Origin of the sequence: Janthinobacterium sp. HH104 (assembly GCF_001758715.1) — a bacterium.
GTDB lineage: Bacteria > Pseudomonadota > Gammaproteobacteria > Burkholderiales > Burkholderiaceae_D > Janthinobacterium > Janthinobacterium aestuarii.
The window spans coordinates 52,509-70,383 of the sequence record NZ_LRIB01000041.1 but is presented as its reverse complement, the minus strand read 5'-3'; the positions used below and the strand labels follow the sequence as shown (position 1 = coordinate 70,383).

At 64.1% G+C, this 17,875-nt stretch carries 17 protein-coding genes; 13 read left to right on the top strand and 4 right to left on the bottom strand.

Annotation, left to right across the window (positions count from 1 at the left end):
- The first annotated feature begins 7 nt into the window (after positions 1 to 7).
- Positions 8 to 949 carry a type II secretion system F family protein gene (locus JAB6_RS18885; protein ID WP_070304071.1) on the top strand — a complete coding sequence of 314 codons (942 nt, stop codon included), beginning with the start codon at positions 8 to 10 and terminating at the stop codon, positions 947 to 949.
- Positions 950 to 1,025: 76 nt separating this feature from the next.
- On the opposite strand, the gene JAB6_RS18880 is transcribed toward JAB6_RS18885, so the two are convergent.
- The gene (locus JAB6_RS18880; RefSeq protein WP_034758799.1) at positions 1,026 to 1,808 is read right to left on the bottom strand and encodes an inositol monophosphatase family protein; all 783 of its coding nucleotides are present in this window, start codon (positions 1,806 to 1,808) and stop codon (positions 1,026 to 1,028) included.
- Between the two features lie 195 nt (positions 1,809 to 2,003).
- On the opposite strand from JAB6_RS18880, the gene JAB6_RS18875 reads away from it, so the two are divergent.
- The 12 genes from JAB6_RS18875 (at position 2,004) to JAB6_RS29740 (ending at position 15,948) form a co-directional block, all read left to right on the top strand.
- The gene (locus JAB6_RS18875; RefSeq protein WP_070304070.1) at positions 2,004 to 2,768 is read left to right on the top strand and encodes an RNA methyltransferase; all 765 of its coding nucleotides are present in this window, start codon (positions 2,004 to 2,006) and stop codon (positions 2,766 to 2,768) included.
- Positions 2,765 to 3,667, top strand: a complete 903-nt coding sequence (locus tag JAB6_RS18870; RefSeq protein WP_070304069.1) for a LysR substrate-binding domain-containing protein — start codon at positions 2,765 to 2,767, stop codon at positions 3,665 to 3,667. Before JAB6_RS18875 ends, JAB6_RS18870 begins: the two co-directional genes overlap by 4 nt.
- A gap of 91 nt (positions 3,668 to 3,758) precedes the next feature.
- Positions 3,759 to 4,955 (top strand): MFS transporter, encoded by a 1,197-nt coding sequence (locus JAB6_RS18865; RefSeq protein WP_070304068.1) that lies wholly within the window; start codon positions 3,759 to 3,761, stop codon positions 4,953 to 4,955.
- A gap of 72 nt (positions 4,956 to 5,027) precedes the next feature.
- Positions 5,028 to 5,555 (top strand): hypothetical protein, encoded by a 528-nt coding sequence (locus JAB6_RS18860; protein ID WP_070304067.1) that lies wholly within the window; start codon positions 5,028 to 5,030, stop codon positions 5,553 to 5,555.
- 7 nt (positions 5,556 to 5,562) lie between these two features.
- Positions 5,563 to 7,209: a GMC family oxidoreductase gene (locus tag JAB6_RS18855; RefSeq protein WP_070304066.1), complete on the top strand. Its 1,647-nt coding sequence runs from the start codon at positions 5,563 to 5,565 to the stop codon at positions 7,207 to 7,209.
- Positions 7,206 to 8,162: a triacylglycerol lipase gene (locus tag JAB6_RS18850; RefSeq protein ID WP_070304065.1), complete on the top strand. Its 957-nt coding sequence runs from the start codon at positions 7,206 to 7,208 to the stop codon at positions 8,160 to 8,162. Before JAB6_RS18855 ends, JAB6_RS18850 begins: the two co-directional genes overlap by 4 nt.
- A 285-nt stretch (positions 8,163 to 8,447) precedes the next feature.
- The gene (locus tag JAB6_RS18845; protein WP_070304064.1) at positions 8,448 to 12,086 is read left to right on the top strand and encodes an EAL domain-containing protein; all 3,639 of its coding nucleotides are present in this window, start codon (positions 8,448 to 8,450) and stop codon (positions 12,084 to 12,086) included.
- Between the two features lie 152 nt (positions 12,087 to 12,238).
- On the top strand, positions 12,239 to 12,820 hold the full coding sequence (locus JAB6_RS18840; RefSeq protein WP_070304063.1) for a phasin family protein: 582 nt from the start codon (positions 12,239 to 12,241) through the stop codon (positions 12,818 to 12,820).
- A 138-nt stretch (positions 12,821 to 12,958) separates the two neighbouring features.
- Entirely contained in the window at positions 12,959 to 13,630 is a 672-nt protein-coding gene (locus tag JAB6_RS18835) for a TetR/AcrR family transcriptional regulator (RefSeq protein ID WP_034758777.1), read from the top strand.
- A gap of 41 nt (positions 13,631 to 13,671) precedes the next feature.
- Complete coding sequence (locus JAB6_RS18830) at positions 13,672 to 14,445, top strand: hypothetical protein (protein ID WP_034758773.1); 774 nt, start codon at positions 13,672 to 13,674, stop codon at positions 14,443 to 14,445.
- Between the two features lie 11 nt (positions 14,446 to 14,456).
- Complete coding sequence (locus tag JAB6_RS18825) at positions 14,457 to 15,002, top strand: TIGR00730 family Rossman fold protein (RefSeq protein ID WP_046682536.1); 546 nt, start codon at positions 14,457 to 14,459, stop codon at positions 15,000 to 15,002.
- A 349-nt stretch (positions 15,003 to 15,351) separates the two neighbouring features.
- Entirely contained in the window at positions 15,352 to 15,948 is a 597-nt protein-coding gene (locus JAB6_RS29740; RefSeq protein ID WP_070304062.1) for a PEP-CTERM sorting domain-containing protein, read from the top strand.
- Positions 15,949 to 16,044: 96 nt separating this feature from the next.
- Here JAB6_RS29740 and JAB6_RS18815 read toward each other — a convergent pair whose 3' ends face one another.
- The 3 genes from JAB6_RS18815 to JAB6_RS18805 all read right to left on the bottom strand — a co-directional run bounded on the left by JAB6_RS18815 (position 16,045) and on the right by JAB6_RS18805 (position 17,676).
- Positions 16,045 to 16,557, bottom strand: a complete 513-nt coding sequence (locus JAB6_RS18815; protein WP_070304061.1) for a YgjP-like metallopeptidase domain-containing protein — start codon at positions 16,555 to 16,557, stop codon at positions 16,045 to 16,047.
- A gap of 178 nt (positions 16,558 to 16,735) precedes the next feature.
- Positions 16,736 to 17,116: a KGG domain-containing protein gene (locus tag JAB6_RS18810; RefSeq protein ID WP_070304060.1), complete on the bottom strand. Its 381-nt coding sequence runs from the start codon at positions 17,114 to 17,116 to the stop codon at positions 16,736 to 16,738.
- A 47-nt stretch (positions 17,117 to 17,163) separates the two neighbouring features.
- The gene (locus JAB6_RS18805) at positions 17,164 to 17,676 is read right to left on the bottom strand and encodes a phasin family protein (RefSeq protein ID WP_070304059.1); all 513 of its coding nucleotides are present in this window, start codon (positions 17,674 to 17,676) and stop codon (positions 17,164 to 17,166) included.
- Between the last annotated feature and the right edge of the window lie 199 nt (positions 17,677 to 17,875).

Here is a 17,875-nt window from a genome sequence, read left to right as displayed (position 1 = left end):
AAACACGATGAGCGGCATGAGTGCGGCGCAGTTGGCTTTGCTGGGCCTGCTGTTCCTGATTGTTTTCGCGCTGGCCGTGCTGGTGCTGCGCCTGTTTGCCGGCAGTGCCGTGCAGCAGCGGCTGCAATCGCTCGGTGATGCGGGCGCCGCCGGCGACCGGGAGCGCCATGCGAGGCGGCGCTGGGTGGCGCACGCCGTCAGCCTGACCCGCCCGCTGGCCAGGCTGTCGCTGCCCGACGAAGGCTGGGAAAGTTCGCCCATCCGCAGCCGCTTCGTCCATGCCGGCTGGCGCAGCCAGGCCGCGCCAGCCCTGTTTTATGCGGCCAAGACGGGCCTGTTCGTGGGCTTGCCGCTGCTGCTGTATTTCCTGCTGCGCCAGGGCGGACAGAATATGCTGTTGTGGCTGGTCGCGGCCGCCGCCCTCGGTTATTACCTGCCCAACGTCTGGCTGTCGCACTGTTTGAAACAGCGCCAGCGCGAAGTGTTCGAGACCTTTCCCGATGCGCTCGACCTGATGACGGTGTGCGTCGAAGCGGGGCTGGCGATGGATGCGGCGCTGGCGCGCGTGGCGCAGGAGATCGGCCTGAAAAGCGCGGTGCTGGCCGAAGAGCTGCAACTGGTGACGCTGGAACTGCGCGCCGGCAGCGCCAAGGACAAGGCTTTGCGCAACCTGGCCCTGCGCACGGGCGTGGAAGACGTGGACGCACTGGTGACCTTGCTGATCCAGGCCGAACGCTTCGGCACGAGCATCGCCGCGTCGCTGCGCGTGCAGTCCGACCAGCTGCGCACCAAGCGGCGCCAGCGCGCCGAACAAACGGCGGCCAGGATCGCCCTCAAGCTGCTGTTCCCGCTGATCTTTTTCATTTTTCCATCGCTGATGGTCGTGCTGATGGGCCCGGCGTTCCTGCAGATTTACCGCGTGCTGCTGCCGGCCATGCGGGGCAGCTGAGGGGTAGCCGAGCGGGCAAAAAAAAGCTGCCGGAGTTTCCTCCGGCAGCTTCTTTACATCAGCCCTTGCCTGGCAATCAGGCGAATGGCGTCAGCAAGGTGATCATCTGGCCAAAGATCTTCGGGCTGGCGGCGATGACGTCACCCTTGTACAGGTAGTCCGATTCGCCGGAAAATTCACCGACGATGCCGCCCGATTCCGTGATCATCAGGGCGCCAGCGGCGATATCCCAAGGCTTCAAGCCTTTTTCGTAGAAGCCGTCCAGGCGGCCGCAAGCGACGTAGGCCAGGTCCAGCGCGGCCGAGCCGGCGCGGCGTACGCCCTGGCTGCGTTCGCCCATGATCGCGTACATCTTCAGGTATTCGTCCAGCGCGCGGGCGCTGCCGGCCACGTAGCCGGTGCCCAGCAGGGCGTTCGAGATGCGGTCGAGCTTGGTGACGCGGATGCGTTTTTCGTTCAGGTAGGCGCCGGCGCCCTTGGTGGCCGTGAACAGGTCGTTGCGGACCGGGTCGTAGATGACGGCTTGCGTGACGACGCCGCGATGCGCGAGGGCGATCGAGATGCAGTATTGCGGGAAACCGTGGATGAAGTTGGTGGTGCCGTCCAGCGGATCGATGATCCACTGATATTCGTTCTCGTCGTGCGAGTTGGCGGAAGCTCCCGATTCCTCAGCCAGGAACGCGTGGTCCGGGTAGGCTTTGGACAGCACCTCGATGATGGCTTGTTCGGCCGCCTGGTCGACGTCGGTGACGAAATCGTTATGTTGTTTTTCCGTGACGACGACGCGGTCGAGGTCAAAAGAGGCGCGATTGATGACGGCGGCGCCGCGGCGGGCGGCTTTGATCGCCGTGTTGAGCATTGGGTGCATGTGAGCTTCCGTTAAAAGCACGCGACCGCCCATGGCCGCCTTGCGGCGCCGGTACGATAGAGTGCAAGAATGAATTAAAGAGCGGAGCGGTGCCGAAGTGGTTAAAATCCCGGCCTGGCGTCAGCGTTTTGTGACTCCGTTTCCCGAAATTTCCTGTATCGATACCGCGCAATAGCGCTATTTTAAATGAATCTGCCCGAAATCAACACGTCTCTTTTCAAACGCCTGCGATTTATTCTTGTCGAAACTAGTCGTCCTGGCAACATTGGCGGCGTCGCGCGCGCCATGAAAACGATGGGTTTTTCCGATCTGGTGCTGGTCAACCCCCGCTTTCCCGATGCCTTGACGGATGCGGAAGCGGTGGCCTTCGCCAGCGGCGCGCAGGATATTTTGTCGGGCGCGCGCATCGTCGGCTCGATCGCCGAGGCGCTTGAAGGCTGCAATTACGCGGCCGCCGTGTCGGCCCGGTTGCGCGAATTTTCGCCGCCCGTCACGGCCCCGCGCGCCATCGCGGCCCAGCTGGCGGCCGGCGCAGACTTGCACGCGGCCGTCATCTTCGGCAATGAGCGCTTCGGCTTGCCAAACGAGATCGTCGAGCAGTGCAATGTGCTGATCAACATCCCCGCCAATCCCGAGTATTCGTCGCTGAACCTGTCGCAGGCGGCGCAGGTCGTCGCCTATGAATGCCGCGTGGCGGCGCTCGGCGATGGGCAAATGTCCAGCCCCGTCGGTTTTCATGGCGACGCGGCCAGCCTGGCGCAGGTCGACGGCATGTATGCGCATCTGGAGCAGGCGCTGGTCGCCATCGATTTTCTCGACGCCGACAATCCGAAAAAGCTCATGCCGCGCCTGAAACGCCTGTTTTCGCGTACGGGGCTGGAAACGGAAGAAGTCAATATCCTGCGCGGCATCGCGCGCCATATCCTGGCGGTAGCCAAAAAAGGCCCATGATAGAGACTCGGCTGCTGCGCCAGTTCATCGCCGTCGCCGAGGAACTCAATTTCCGGCGCGCGGCCGAACGGCTGCACATGGCGCAGCCGCCGCTGTCGCAGGCGATATTGCGGCTGGAAGAGGCGCTCGGCTACCCTGTTTTCGAACGCACGAACCGCAAGGTCGCCTTGACCCCGGCCGGCGGCACTTTCCTAGTCACGGCGCGCCAGGTGCTGGCCAGCCTGGAAGAGGGCGTGGCCGCCACGCGCCGCGTGGCGCAAGGCATCGAGGGCCACTTGCGCCTCAGCTTTATCCACATCACGCCGTATGCCCACGTGCTCGAGGCTTTGCGCGCGTTCCGCGCCGCCTCGCCCGCCGTGCAATTCACCTTGCGCGAAGCGTCGACGCAGCAGCAGGTCGAGTGGCTGGAGCGGGGCGACATCGATATCGCGCTGCTGCGCGCTCCCGGGCGCAGCACGCCGGGCTTGCGCTTCGAGCGCCTGTCGGGCGAAGACATCGTGATTGCGCTGCCCTTGGACCACCATTGCGCGGGACAGGTGAGGGTGGATCTGGCGGACCTGGCCGGTGACGATTTCGTCGCTTCGCCGCGCGAGCTGGGCCAGGGTTTCCACGACCAGCTGGCCAGCCTGTGCCTGCATGCGGGTTTCGTGCCGCGCGTGGTGCAGCAGGCGCGCCGGCTGCAAACGGTGCTGGGACTGGTGGCGGCCGGCTTTGGCGTGGCCCTGCTGCCGGCCAGCCTGGCGGCCTGCGCACCTGCCGGCGTGATCATGCTGCCGCTGGCAAGCAGCGCGCCCGAGGCGCTGCGCCAGCTCGACCTGTACATGGCGTGGGACCCGCAGCGCACGTTGCCCGTGCGCGAGCGGCTGCTGGCGCAGTTGCGGCTGTCTGCCACGCATTGAGACTTTCAAGGTCTCATTTCAAGATAAATAAGATATTTTACAGATGATGGCCCAGGGGCCAGCATGGCGTTTTACCTGTACTGGAGCCGTCATGTCCACTGTTTCCATCCGCGCCGCGGCGTCCCTGCCGCCCGCGATTTATCTGCTCTCCCTGTGCAGCTTCGCCTTTGGCTTGTCCGAATTCATCGCCGCCGGCCTGTTGACCCCCATGGCGCGCGACTTGCACGCCAGCGTGGCGGCGGCCGGCGGCGCCATTGCCGCGTATGCGCTGGGGGCGGCCATCGGCGCACCGATCCTGACGGCCATGCTGGCGCGCCAGCCCATGCGCCAGGTGCTGGTGGCCACCATGCTCGTGCTGGCGGCCGGCAGCGTGGCCATGGCGGCCGCGCCGGCACTGGGCGCGCTGCTCGGTGTGCGCTTTGCCGTGGGCCTCGCGCATGGCGTGTTCATGGCCGTCGCCTCGCATGCGGCCACCAGCCTGGTCGACCCGTCGCGCGCGGGACGGGCGCTATCCATCGTCTGGCTGGGCCTGACCCTGGCGCTGGCGGGCGGCGTGCCGCTGGGGACATGGCTGGGCGCCGTCTCGTCGTGGCGCTGGGTATTTGCGGCCATCGGCGTGCTGGCCCTGTGCGGCGGCGCCGGCTTGCGCTTCGCCATGCCGGCCGCGCGCCAGGAAACCGCTGCCGTCTCGGCCCTGGCCAGCCTGCGCGCCATCGTGCAACCGCCCCTGCTGCTGGCGGCCGGCGTGGCGGCGCTGGTCAGCGTGGCCACCTTCAGTTTTTTCACCTATGTTTCGCCGTTCCTGTTGCAGCTGGGCGGACTCGATGCGGGCTGGCTGGGCGCCGCCATGCTGTGCTTTGGCGCTTGCGCCATCGGCGGCAACCTGCTGGGCGGCTGGTGCGCGGATAGGCCCCACGCGCTGCGCGCCACCGTGCTGGCATTGGGCGCGCTGGCGCTCAACTTGCTGGCGTTTTATGTGCTGCGCGCCCAGCCCGTGGCCCTGCTGGCCCTGTGCGGCACTTTGGGCTTGCTGTTCTTCGCCCTCGTGACCCTGTCCACCGTGCGGCAGCTAGCCCTGGCGCAGCAGCATTGCCCTGGCAGCGACGCCGTGGCGGCGGGCTTGAATATCGCCGCCTTCAATGCGGGCACGGCGGCCGGTGGCGCGCTCGGCGGTGCGCTGATCGTCGCCTTTGGCTTGCCCAGCATCGCCATCGGCGGCGCGCTGGCGGCGCTGCTGGCCATGTTGCTGCTGTGGTTCCCGTCGCGCAAACTAGACGGGTCGCTCTAGTTTTTGCGCGCGGATCGCCGCCCCCTTTGGCGTACACTGGCCTGCAAAAGGCCGTACAAAACAAGGGGAGACATGGGGATGCGACGCAGATCGTTTCTGAAACTGGGCGTGCTCGGCGCCGGTGTGCTGGCCGCCGGCGGCGCCGCCTACCGGCTGGTACGCGGGCCGGCGCCGCCTGGCCGCTTCGTGCTCGACGGCGAAGCGCGCGCGGCGCTGGCGGCCATCGTGCCGGCCATGCTGGGCAGTGCACTGACTCGGGACGCGACCGCGCGGGCTGTGGCGCTCGATGGTGCCATCGCCGGCGTGGACACGGCCATCCGCGGCTTGCCGCTGGCGGCGCAGCAGGAAGTGCAGGATTTGTTCGGTCTTCTGGCGCTGGCGCCCGCGCGGCGTTTCGTCGCCGGCGTGCATGGCGGCTGGCTTGACGCCGACCCGGCACAGGTGGCCGCCTTTCTGCAGTCGTGGCGCACGCACCGCCTGGCGACACTGCAGACGGCCTATCTGGCCCTGCACGACCTGATCCTCGGCGCCTGGTATGCCGATGCCGCCCACTGGGCCGCCATCGGCTATCCGGGACCGCTGCCCGAACTGAGCGCATAAGGCATCCATGAGCACATCCCCCATTCTTGATCCCATCGCCATCGGCGTGGCCAGCGGCTGGAACGTCACCGACGCCAGCACATTGAGCGCCGACCGCACCCTGGAAGCGGACGTCGTCGTCATCGGCAGCGGCGCCGGCGGCGGCGTGACGGCGGAAATCCTCGCGCTGGCCGGTTTGAAGGTCTTGATCGTCGAGGAGGGCGGCTTGAAGTCCTCGCAAGACTTCAAGATGCGCGAAGCGGACGCTTATCCCGCGCTGTACCAGGAATCGGCCGCGCGCAAGACGCGCGACAAGGCGATCAATATCCTGCAGGGACGCACGGTCGGCGGTTCGACCACCGTCAACTGGACCTCGAGCTTCCGCACGCCGCCCGGCACCCTCGAATACTGGCGCAAGCACTTTGGCTTGTCCGGCTATGGCGTCGATGCCATGGCGCCGTGGTTCGCCATGATGGAAAAGCGCCTGCACGTAAGCGACTGGGCCGCGCCGCCCAATGAAAACAACGATCTGCTGCGCCGTGGCGCTACGGCGCTGGGCATCCCCACGGCCGCCATCCGGCGCAACGTGAACGGCTGCTGGAACCTCGGCTACTGCGGCATGGGCTGCCCGACCAACGCCAAGCAGTCGATGCTGGTGACGACGATCCCGTCGGCGCTGGCGCTGGGCGCGGGCCTGCTCGTGCATGCGCGCGCCGAACGTTTCACTTTCAAGGGCGAGCGCATCGACAGCCTGCAGGTGACGGCGCTGGACGCTACCGGGCAGGCGCCGACGGGCGTGCGCCTCACGCTGCGCGCGAAACACTTTGTGCTGGCCGGCGGCGCCATCAACTCGCCCGCGCTGCTGCTGCGCTCGCAGGCGCCCGACCCGCACGGCTTGCTGGGCCGGCGCACCTTCTTGCATCCGACCGTGGTGTCGGCGGGCCTGTTCAAGCAGAGGGTCGACGCCTATGCGGGCGCGCCACAGACGATTTATTCCGACCATTTCCTGCACACGGCGCCCATCGATGGCCCTATCGGCTACAAGCTCGAAGCGCCGCCCTTGCACCCGCTGCTGATGGCCACCACCATGGGCGGCTTCGGCGACGAGCATGCGCGCACCATGCGCGAATTTCCCCATGCGCACGCCTTGCTGGCGCTGCTGCGCGACGGCTTTCACCATGATGCGGCGGGCGGCAGCGTCTCCATCGACAGTTTCGGCGCGCCCGTGCTCGACTATCCGCTCACGCCTTTTCTCTGGGATGGCGTGCGGCGCGCGCTGCTGTCGATGGCGGAAATCCAGTTCGCGGCCGGCGCCAGGAGCGTCTATCCCGTGCATGAGCTGGCCAGCCACTACACGAGCTGGGCGCAGGCAAAGCAGGCCATCGGCGATTTGCCGATGAAGGCGCTGCTGGCGCGCGTGGTGTCGGCCCACGTGATGGGCGGCTGCGCCATGTCGGACGATGCGCGCCTGGGCGTGACGGGCGCCGACGGCCGCTATCACGGCGTACGCAACCTGTCCGTGCACGACGGCTCGCTGTTCCCCACGTCGATCGGCGCCAATCCGCAACTGACGATCTACGCGCTGACAGCGCGCCTGGCCAGCGGCCTGGCGCAAGCGCTGACGGGCAAGCCGGCGCCCGTTCCCATGCCTGCCGCCGCAACAGGCGCCGCATGATCGCGCGCATCCTCAAGTGGTTGATGCTGCTGCAAGTGCTGGCCGTGCTGGGCTTGGCGTACCTGGCCATGCAGGCGTGGGGCGTCGCTTCGCCGCTGCTGGCCGTGCTGCTGGCGCTGGCCATGCTGCTGGCCGTGCGCGCGCTGATCGTCGTGCGCAATTTCTGGGAGAGCCGGCGCCTGGGCAGCCCCGTGCCGCCTGAATACCAGCTGGGCACCATGGGCGCGGCGCGCCTGTTTTTGGGCGAACTGCGTGCCACCCTGTGGACGTCGTCATGGGGCATGCTGCGTCCGCGCCTGCATGCGGCCGGCACCATCCTCGGCCAGGGCCTGCCGGTGCTGCTGGTGCACGGCTATGTGTGCAACGGCGGCTATTGGACTAAGCTGAGCCGGCAGCTGGCACGGGCCGGTATCGTGCACAAGGCGATCGACCTGGAACCGATCAACGCCGATATCGAGGAGTTCGTGCCGCTGGTGGAACAAGCCATCACCGAGCTATGCGCCCGCACGGGCAGCGACCGCGTGATTCTCGTCGCCCACAGCATGGGCGGCCTGGTGGCGCGCGCCTGGCTGCGCCATTACGGCGCGGCCCGCGTGGCGCGCATCGTCACGATCGGCACGCCGCACCACGGCACGGCGCTGGCCAACCTGGCGGCGGGTGCCAATGCGCGCCAGATGAGCCGCGTCGATGGCACGCCCAGCGGCTGGCTGGCGCAGCTGGCCGCCAGCGAGACGCCCGAGACGCGCGCCCTGATCACGTCGATCTATTCGCATCACGACAATATCGTCGCGCCGCAAGCGTCCGCGCAGCTGCCGGGCGCGCGCAATATCGCTTTCGGCGGCATCGGCCACGTGGCGCTGGCCAGCGATGCGCGCGTGCTGCGCCAGCTACTGGCAGAAATTACTATCAAGAGCGAAGTCGCCCAGCCTCCCTCCGCTCCCCATTTCGCCTGAGTCCTGTTGTGTTTTGTCTGCATGGCAAGACTGTCTCTTTTGACTCTGCTGTTGCCCATGTTTAACAACGCACGAGGCAGAAAATGCTGTTTTCCACTGGCGTACTGTATTAAGCTAACGTCAGAAGATAAGCGGGGAAAATTTGTTCATGAGGTCGCTTGAGCCGTTCTGCAGGCGTACGTGGGCCAGAAATTTCTCTGAATCTATGGCAAGATGTTATACGATTGTTATGTAGCCCGCGCATGCGGAAAAATGAGTCCATGCCGTTTTTATTGGGGGCGCTAATTGTCCGCACGTATCCTGATTATCGAAGATAACGCCACCAATATGGAATTGATGGTGTACTTGCTGCGTGCCTTCGGGTACACGCCGCTGGCCGCCTATGACGGCGAAGAGGGCGTGCGCATGGCGCGCAGCGAGTTGCCGGACTTGATCATTTGCGACGTGCATTTGCCCAAGCTCGATGGCTATGGCGTGGTGGCGGAGCTGAAGAAGGACCCGCAGCTGCGCAAGATCCCGGCGCTGGCCGTGACGGCGCTGGCCATGGTGGGCGACCGCGAGCGCCTGCTCGAAGCGGGCTTCAATGGCTACATCGGCAAGCCGATCGAACCCGACCTGTTCGTCGCGGAGCTGGAGTCTTTTTTACCCGGGGCGCCGTCGACGCCAGTTAAAAACGACATAGCCACCATCCTGATCGTCGATGATCATGTGCTGAACCGCGAGTTCCTGACCGCACTTCTCGGCTACGGCGGCCACCGCCTGCTGGAGGCGGCCAACGGCGCCGACGCGCTGGAAATACTGCGTACCGAGCGGCCCAACCTGATCATCTCCGACATCCTCATGCCGAACATGGACGGCTACGAATTTGTCACGCGCGTGCATGCCGATCCCGCGCTGGCCGACGTGCCCATCATCTTTTATACGGCCACCTACCGCGAGCAGGAAGCGATCCTGCTGGCGCAGGCGTGCGGCGTGCGCTGGGTCTTGCCCAAGCCGTCCGATCCCGAAGTCATCGTACGCACCGTCAACGAGGCGCTGGGACTGATGCCGGCGGCGCCCCAGGTGCCGGCGGCGCCGGGCGCGGGCGGCGGGGCGGCGCTTCCCGCCACGGGCCAGCTGGCGGGCATCGAGCACCAGGTCAGCGGCTACCTCGACGAACTCGAATCGAGCAGCCAGCAGATTTCGCAGCTGGCCAGCCAGCGCGAGGGCCAAGCTGCGCTCCCCGAAGACCTGGGCATCATGACGGAGCGCTTGTCGCGCTCGCTGTCGAGCCTGCAGGCGGTGAGCCTGCGCCTGACGGCCCTGATCGAACTGGGCATCGAGCTGGGTGCCGAACGCGATCCGCGCGCCCTGATCGAGGCGGGCTGCAAGGTGGCGCAGAATATCTGCGTCTCCAAGTACGCCTGCATCGGCGTACTGGAAGAGGGCGCCGAAAAGCTCAGCTATTTTTCCTCGTGCGGCGCCGAGAAAAACCTCGACCGCATCGCCAGCACGCCGCGCACGGGCATTTTGAACCGCTTGCTGGAACAGCGCCAGCCTTACCGCGTCAATGGCTTGAAGGGCGACCCCGGCGCGCTGGGCCTGCCCGACACGCACCCGCCCGTACACTCCTTCCTCGGCGTGGCCATCGCCTCGCGCGAGCGCAGCCACGGCTGGCTGTACCTGGTCGACAAGCTGGGGGCGAATGAATTTTCCGAAGTCGACGAACGGGTCGCCGCCACGGTGGCGGCGCAGATCGCCGTCGCCTACGATAATCTGCTGCTGTACGACGAGATCAAGCGCCACCACGAGCAGCTGACCCTGGACATGGCGGCGCGCATCCGCCTCGATGAAGACTTGCGCCGCTTCCGCCTGGCGATGGACGCCACGGCCGACGCGATTTTCCTCGTCGACCGCGCCGGCATGTGCTTCGTCGACGTCAACCAGACGGCGTGCCGCATGCTCGGTTTCGAGCGCGAGGATTTCCTGCGCGTGGGCCCGGGCCGTGCGCACGAGGGCGAATCCCAGCTGGAAGAGCTGTACAACAAGCTGCTGGCCGGCGACCAGGGCGGCCCGATGACGGAATTGCAGCTGCAGCGCAAGGATGGATCGCCCCTGTCGGTGGAAGTGCAGCGGCGCACCTTGCGTTCGGGGCAGAGCTGGATCCTGGTGGCCGTGGCGCGCGACATCACGGAGCGCAAGGACGCCGAGCAGCGCTTGATGAAACTGGCTCATTTCGACACCTTGACGGGTTTGCCGAACCGCAGCCAGTTCTACGCTTCACTGACCCATTCGCTGGCCCAGGCGGCCGAGCACCAGTGGGCCGTGGCCGTGCTGTTCATGGATGTCGACCGCTTCAAGAATATCAACGATACCCTGGGCCACACGATCGGCGACGACCTGCTGCGCCAGTTTTCCAGCCGCCTCGTCGATTGCCTGCGCGTGCGCGACACCATTGGCCGCTTTGGCGGCGATGAATTTGCCACCATCCTGCTGCTGCCCGAAGGCGCCCAGCATGCTGTTGGCGTGGTCGACAAGATCCGCGAGGCGATGCGCAAGCCTTTCGACTTGCAGGGCCACGAGGTGACGGTGACGGTCAGCATCGGCATTTCCGTCTTCCCCGAGGATGCTGCCGATGCGGACACCCTGATTCAATATGCCGACACGGCCATGTACCGCGCCAAGGAAGCGGGGCGCGACGCCTTCCGCTTCTTCACGGCGGAAATGAACGCGCAATCGATGGCGCGGCTGGACATGGAAAATGCCCTGCGGCGCGCCATCGACAACGAGGAATTCGTGCTGTTCTTCCAGCCCAAGGTGAATATCATCTCGGGGCGCATCAGCGGCGCCGAAGCGCTGATACGCTGGCGCCGTCCTGGCCACGGCATGGTTTCGCCGGCCCTGTTCATCCCCCTGCTGGAAGAAACGGGTCTCATCGTGCGCGTCGGTAACTGGGTGCTCGACGAGGCCTGCAAGAAGATCAGCGAGTGGGGCGCCAGCAGCATCGGCCCCGTACACCTGTCGGTGAACGTGTCGGGCATCCAGTTCTTCGTCGGCGGCCTGGAAGAAGAGGTGCTCAAGGCGATCCGCAAGCACGATATCGCGCCCGACCTGCTGGAGCTGGAGCTGACGGAAAGCTCGCTGATGTCGAATGCCGAGGAAACCATCGCCGTGCTGCGCAACCTGAAGGCGCTGGGCATCCAGATTTCCATCGACGATTTCGGCACCGGCTATTCCAGCCTGGCCTACCTGAAGCGCTTCCCCATCGACAAGCTGAAGATCGACATCGCCTTCGTGCGCGAAGTGACGAGCAATCCGGACGACGCGGCCATCGTGCTGGCCATCATCAGCATGGCGCACAGCATGAAGCTGGAAGTGATCGCCGAAGGCGTGGAAAACGATGCGCAGCTGGCCTACCTGCGGCGCCACGGCTGCGACGAGATGCAGGGCTATTATTTCAGCCGCCCCGTGCCGCAGGAAGAATTCGAGCAGATGCTGATGGGCGGCAAGCTGCTGCAGGCGCCGCAGGATGCCGGCAGCGAAGAGCAGCAAACCCTGCTGATCGTCGACGACGATGTCTTCATGCTCGACGTGCTCAGCGACTTCCTGGCGCAGGACGGCTACCGCATCCTGACGGCGCAGACGGCCGCCGAGGGTTTCGACATCCTGGCCCGCCACAAGGTCCAGGTGATCCTGTGCGACCAGTGCATGCCGCTGATGAGCGGCACCGAATTCATGGAGCGGGTCAAGCATTTGTGCCCCGATACCTTCCGCATCATGCTGTCGGCCTTTGCCGATCTGACGCCCATCATGGCGGCCATCAACCGCGGCGCTGTCGACCGCTTCTATACCAAGCCGTGGAAAGGCGCCGTGCTGCGCGAGAATATCCGCGAAGGGTTTCGGCTGCACAAGCTGCTGCATGGCCAGGTGAAAGCGGCGGCCTGAGGATTTTCCGCAGCGGGTAATTGGCCGCCGCGTGCGCTGGCGCACCTTGCGCAGCAGCTTTCCATCGAATTAGACTCCCGTCTCTAGTTTTGCTCTCTAGAATAAAACGCATCCATGAAGTGGCATGGCCTTTCACATGACGGGAGCTGGCGATGGTGAAGAAATTGAAGGCGCTGACGGAAGACACGGAATTGGCGAGTGCCGTGCGCTCGTCCGCGCAGCAGATCTGGCAAGCGGGCCTCGGCGCATTCGCCAAGGCGCAGGAAGAGGGCGGACGCGTGTTTTCCAGGCTGGTGAAGGAAGGCACGGAATTCCAGAAACGGGCCGAAGACAAGGTGGCCGACGTCAGCGGCAGCGTCGGCAAACTGGCCGATGGCGTGGGCAAGCAGGCCAGCGGCTCGTGGGACAAGCTCGAACAAGTGTTCGAAGAGCGCGTCGCGCGCGCGCTGGCCACCATCGGCGTGCCCACGCAGCAGGACCTCGCCGCGCTGCACGCGCAGATCGATGCCTTGAGCCGGCAAGTGGCGGCGCTGTCGGCCAAGGCCGCGCCGGCGCCCAAGCCGAAGGTGACGGCCAAGCCCGCCGTGAAGGCGGCGCCGAAAGCCGCGCCGAAAGCCGTAACGAAAACTGCGCCGAAAGCGGCTGCCGCCAAGGCTGCGCCGCGCGCCGCAAGCAAGCCAGCGAGTAAACCCGCCGCGAGGCCGGCGGCGAAGAAAAAAGCGCCGGCCGCCTGAGCTGGCGCCGCATTCCTCCAGCCTGCTCGCGCAGGCTTTTTTTGGCCTGCGGTTTTCGCCGGTGCCAGCGGGCGCAGTGTTTCATTACGACTATCTTAGGTGGTATGCTTGAGGCAGAACACAGAGAGATTGCCCGCCATGCTACAAAAAGCACCACGCCGTACCCGCGAACGCATCCTGGAGTTGTCGCTGCGCCTGTTCAATGAGTTTGGTGAGCCGAATATCACGACGACCGTGATTGCGGAAGAGATGAACATTTCGCCGGGAAACCTGTATTACCACTTCCGTAACAAGGACGACATCGTCAACTCCATCTTCGTCCAGTTCGAGGCGGAAATCGAACGCATCCTGACCGTGCCCGACGGGCGCCGCTCGAATATCGAGGACGTCTGGCTGTACCTGCACCTGATGTTCGAACTGATCTGGCGCTACCGCTTTTTCTATCGCGACCTCAACGATTTGCTGTCGCGCAACCGCAAGCTGGAACTGCACTTCAAACTGATCCTGGCGCACAAGATCAAGGTGGCCACCCAGCTGTGCGAAGACTTGCGCAGCGAACAGTCGCTCGAAGCGTCGGACATGGAAGTCGCTGCCATGGCGACGAATATGGTCGTCGTCGCCACCTACTGGCTGTCGTACGAGTACGTGCGCAACCCGCGCAAGTACAGCGAGCAGCAATCGATGTCCGATGCGCTGGCGCGCGGCTGCTACCAGGTGCTATCCCTGATCGGGCCGTATCTGCGCAATGAAACGCATTTGCTGTTTCGCAAACTGTCGGAAGAGTATGTGACCAAACTCAAGAACGACTGACGCTGCTGCTGGCGCCACGTCGTCAATTACAGGAGAGAGAGATGGCTTGGAAACAATTCCCCTATCCGGACGAAGCATATGTCTACACGCCGCAAACCCTGGAAGCGGCCTGGCCGCGCCTGCATGCGGGCGATGTGGAACCGTTTCCCACGCACCCTGCGCTGCTGCAAGCCTGGCTGGCCTTCCACGCGGGCGACTTCGAGCGCGCCGTGAAGCTGGGCCTGGCAGTCGGCGTGCCCGGCTATGCGGTGGCGCACAAGGCCACCTGCATCTATGCCACGCACCTGGAAGGAAACGACAGCCAGAAACTCGACATGTACGAGGAAGTGGCCGAGCGCTGCGAGCGCCAGCAGAGCGAGCAGCCGGACAATCCGGCCGGCTACTACTGGCATGCCTACAGCCTGGGCCGCTACGCGCTGGGCACGTCCGTCGTCAAGGCTCTGGCGCAAGGCATGGGCGCGCGCGTGCGCAACAGCCTGGACCGCACGATGACGGTAGCGCCCATGCATGCGGAAGCGCATATCGCGTTTGGGATTTATCATACGGAAATTATCGACAAGGTCGGCGCCATGATAGGCAGCCTGACCTACGGCGCCAACAAGGAAGACGGCTACCAGCACTTCAAGACGGCACTGGCCCTGACGCCGTATTCGGCGCTGGCGCACAGTGAATATGCGCGTGCGTTGAATATGCTCGACGGAAAGAAAAAGCTGGCGGAAGCGCTGGCCCTGTATGAAAAGGCGGCCGAGTGCGTGGCGCTGGACGCCAAGGAACGCCTCGAGGTCGAGGCGGCCATCGATGAATTGAAAGGGTAGGGATTACTGTGATCAAGGCTTTATGTGTGTACTGTGGCGCCAACGCGGGCGTCTCGCCGGACTATGCCGTGGCGGCGCGCGAACTGGCGCGCGTGCTGGTGGCGGAAAATATTTCGCTCGTGTATGGCGGCGGCAAGGTGGGCCTGATGGGCGTGATCGCCGATGAAGTGCTGCGCCTGGGCGGCGAGGTAACGGGCGTGATTCCCACCCAACTGGTCGAACGCGAAGTGGGCCACATGGGCTTGACGCGCCAGTTCATCGTGAAGGACATGCATGAGCGCAAGGCGATGATGGCCAGCCTGTCCGACGCCTTCATCGCCATGCCCGGCGGCTATGGCACCCTGGAAGAACTGTTCGAGATGCTGACGTGGGCCCAGCTGGGCTTGCACGCCAAGCCCATCGGCTTGCTCAATGTCGACCGTTTCTACGATGGCTTGATCGCTTTCGTGCAAAACGGCAAGGAACAGGGTTTCATCCGCCCGCAGCACGCGGCCTTCCTCAATGCCGACGCCGATCCGGCAGCGCTGGTGCAGCGCCTGAAGGAGTGCGCGCCGTAACGCCATGTTCGCCTGGCCGTGCGGGCGCCGCCGATCAACTATTTTTGATGTCGCTTGAAATAGCCATGCGGTGCGCACTGCATGGCTTTTTTATTTCTGCACGGGAAAATTGATCGGGCTGAATGACTTAATTAATAAAAATATGGCTATAAAATTGCTCTAGAAGCATGTTTTTTTGAAAATGAAGATGATTTTTAATCATGGCTGTGGTCTACTGTCAGGGTTCAAAAGTTAGGAATATCGGACACCGACGAGCGTTGTACAGACTCCCCAAAAAAGGTGCCGAGCCGTTTCAAGTTGCCACAACCACGCTACTTCATCATCTCGAAAGGATGCTATTTTGAAACCAATGACCCTCTTGCGAGCGACCGCTGTCGCCGCCGTTCTCGCTACTGCCGGCGGCGCCCACGCACAAACCACCACCATCGGCTTTGATTCGCTGGAACAACCGGGCTACTTCGGTTCCGTGTTCAATTCCTACTCCGAAGGCGGCTACAACTTCGACAGCAGCTTCCTCGGCCTGCTGAGCTCGGCGCACCAGGATAGCTTCGCCTATGCCGGCTCGGCCGGTCTCGGCGCGACGCCACTGTCGACGACCACCCTGAGCCGTGCCGATGGCGCCGCTTTCTCGCTGAGCTCGATCAGCCTGGCCGACTTCGTGAGCTTGCCCGGTTCCTTTGACGTGACGTTCGTCGGCCACCAGGTGGGCGGCGGCACGGTGAGCCAGACCTTCACCCTCGGTGGCGGCCACACCTTTGCCGATTACACGTTTACAGGTTTCAGCAATCTGCTGTCGGCAACGTGGAAGGAAGGCGCCTTGCACACCTTCCAGGTCGACAATATCGCCGCCACTGTCAGCGCCGTGCCGGAACCGGCCACCTACGGCATGCTGCTGGGCGGTCTGGGCCTGATGGGCTTCATGCTTCGCCGCAAGAGCGCCGCCTGAGCTTGAACATGGCGCCGGTCATGCCGGCGCATCAGTAAAAATGCCGCCCAGTTGTATGCCGGGCGGCATTTTTACGTGGATGTCATGACCAGGACTTCATGACCACAGGCGCTGGCCTGACAGGTCGAGCTGGGTCAGGTACAGGCGCACGTCAAATTCGTACTGGTGGTATTGCGGTTCCATATACGTGCACAGCTTGTAGAAGGCCTTGTCGTGCTGCTTTTCCTTGACGTGCGCCAGTTCGTGCACGGCGATCATGCGCAGGAATTCCAGCGGCACTTCCTTGAACATGGTGGCCACGCGGATTTCATGCTTGGCCTTGAGCTTGCCGCCTTGCACGCGCGAGATCGAGGTATGCAAGCCCAGCGCATGCTGGATCACATGGATCTTGCTGTCGAACGCCACCTTGTTGATGGGCTCGGCATTGCGCAGGAATTCATTCTTCAAATCCTGCACGTACTGGTACAGCGACTTGTCGTTGCGCACATCGTGCGCGTTCGGATAGCGTTTCAACAGGACTTCGCCCAGCTTGTCCTGCGCGATCAGTTGCTGCACTTGTGCTTGCGTTTGTTCGGAATAGGCGCTCAGGTATTTCAGGGATGGCTGCATGCGGGGAAGGGCGGGGCGTGGCGCGGAGGTGTCGGGAAGGCGAGAATGTACCATACCGCCGCGCCCCGCGCTGCGCCAGCCCTTGCACGGGGCCGCCAGGGCCGCCCCGCGCCTTCCTGCGTCAAGCCGTGCGCTGCCGGGCCAAGCCACTCAGCCCTGACAGTGCTGTCAACTCTGGTCAGCCCTTGTCGTCTTCGTCCTTGCCGCCCTGCCGGCCAGTGCCGCCGCTGCGCGCCGCCGTGCTGCGGCTTTCATTGGCGCGCTGGGCCGATTGCCGGCTTTCGCCGCCTTTGCGGCCGATTTCCGCCATGTGTTCGCGGTTGCGGCTGACGGCTTCGCCGCCTTTCTGCCCGGCCCGGCGTGCTTCTTCCGAGTCGAATTCATGCGCCGTGCCCTTTTGATGGGCTGCCTGGCCGCCCTTGCTGGCAATTTCGCGTTGCTGCTCCTCATTCATGGCGGCGAAACCGCGTTTGCTCGTGCCTTTGGCGCTGCCCGATTCGCTGGTTTTCTGGCTGCTGCCAGCGCCTTTGCCCTGTTCATTTCCTTGATTGCTAGCCATATCGCTCTCCTTGCTGTCGAGTGGGGTCAAGTGGTCAATGCAGGTGCTCAATGCGCCTGCTCGGATTGCCTGCTGGTATCGCGGCTGCTGCCCGCGCCGTCGCGGTGGCCCGTGGCATGCATTTTTTCAATCATTTCACGCTGGCGTTGCGCGGCTTTTTCCGTTTCTTCCGCCGTCTTGCGCACCACTTCGTCAGCGAAGGCCACGGCCGTGCGGCGCGCTTCGGGCAGGTGATTTTCTGCCGTGCGGTTCATTTCAACATTGGCGTTGGCGACGAGATTGCCGAGCTGCTGCTGGTACTGGCGCAGCTTGTTGCCGCTTGGCTGTAGCTGGCCGGCGGCCATCGACATGAACTCGTCCGTGTCGCGCGCGCACAGCAGTTGCTGGCTGGCGCTGCTCCATTCTTGCAGCAGGTCTTGCGCCAGCCGCAGATGCAGCTCGCTCAATTGCTGCACCGTATCGAACATCTTGCGCGATAGTTCCGTGGCGAAACTGCACTGGGCCTCGAGATGGGACTTCAGGGCGGGGCTGAGACTGGGGGAAATACTGTTTGGAAACATGTTCTACCTCAATGAAAAACTGATCCGGGAAACACCCGGTGCACCGGGTGCGACGTATGGTGAAACAAGCAAAGAGATAGACGCCCAACGGCGTGCCAGGTTCCACGCCTGATGCCGGTTTGACGCGAGAATGGGGCCTGGCAGGTGGAAAAACGCGATGACTTTGTGCCAGATCAAATGAACGTAAATTAGGATGCTG

What these genes read in the sequence shown, in the direction of transcription:
- JAB6_RS18810 (WP_070304060.1), bottom strand. Translation starts at nt 17,116, where the DNA reads ATGGCTAGCAATCAAGGAAATGAACAGGGCAAAGGCGCTGGCAGCAGC.
- JAB6_RS18850 (WP_070304065.1), top strand. Translation starts at nt 7,206, where the DNA reads ATGATCGCGCGCATCCTCAAGTGGTTGATGCTGCTGCAAGTGCTGGCC.
- JAB6_RS18875 (WP_070304070.1), top strand. Translation starts at nt 2,004, where the DNA reads ATGAATCTGCCCGAAATCAACACGTCTCTTTTCAAACGCCTGCGATTT.
- JAB6_RS18805 (WP_070304059.1), bottom strand. Translation starts at nt 17,676, where the DNA reads ATGTTTCCAAACAGTATTTCCCCCAGTCTCAGCCCCGCCCTGAAGTCC.
- JAB6_RS18880 (WP_034758799.1), bottom strand. Translation starts at nt 1,808, where the DNA reads ATGCTCAACACGGCGATCAAAGCCGCCCGCCGCGGCGCCGCCGTCATC.
- JAB6_RS29740 (WP_070304062.1), top strand. Translation starts at nt 15,352, where the DNA reads ATGACCCTCTTGCGAGCGACCGCTGTCGCCGCCGTTCTCGCTACTGCC.
- JAB6_RS18870 (WP_070304069.1), top strand. Translation starts at nt 2,765, where the DNA reads ATGATAGAGACTCGGCTGCTGCGCCAGTTCATCGCCGTCGCCGAGGAA.
- JAB6_RS18835 (WP_034758777.1), top strand. Translation starts at nt 12,959, where the DNA reads ATGCTACAAAAAGCACCACGCCGTACCCGCGAACGCATCCTGGAGTTG.
- JAB6_RS18815 (WP_070304061.1), bottom strand. Translation starts at nt 16,557, where the DNA reads ATGCAGCCATCCCTGAAATACCTGAGCGCCTATTCCGAACAAACGCAA.
- JAB6_RS18885 (WP_070304071.1), top strand. Translation starts at nt 8, where the DNA reads ATGAGCGGCATGAGTGCGGCGCAGTTGGCTTTGCTGGGCCTGCTGTTC.
- JAB6_RS18865 (WP_070304068.1), top strand. Translation starts at nt 3,759, where the DNA reads ATGTCCACTGTTTCCATCCGCGCCGCGGCGTCCCTGCCGCCCGCGATT.
- JAB6_RS18860 (WP_070304067.1), top strand. Translation starts at nt 5,028, where the DNA reads ATGGGGATGCGACGCAGATCGTTTCTGAAACTGGGCGTGCTCGGCGCC.
- JAB6_RS18855 (WP_070304066.1), top strand. Translation starts at nt 5,563, where the DNA reads ATGAGCACATCCCCCATTCTTGATCCCATCGCCATCGGCGTGGCCAGC.
- JAB6_RS18840 (WP_070304063.1), top strand. Translation starts at nt 12,239, where the DNA reads ATGGTGAAGAAATTGAAGGCGCTGACGGAAGACACGGAATTGGCGAGT.
- JAB6_RS18830 (WP_034758773.1), top strand. Translation starts at nt 13,672, where the DNA reads ATGGCTTGGAAACAATTCCCCTATCCGGACGAAGCATATGTCTACACG.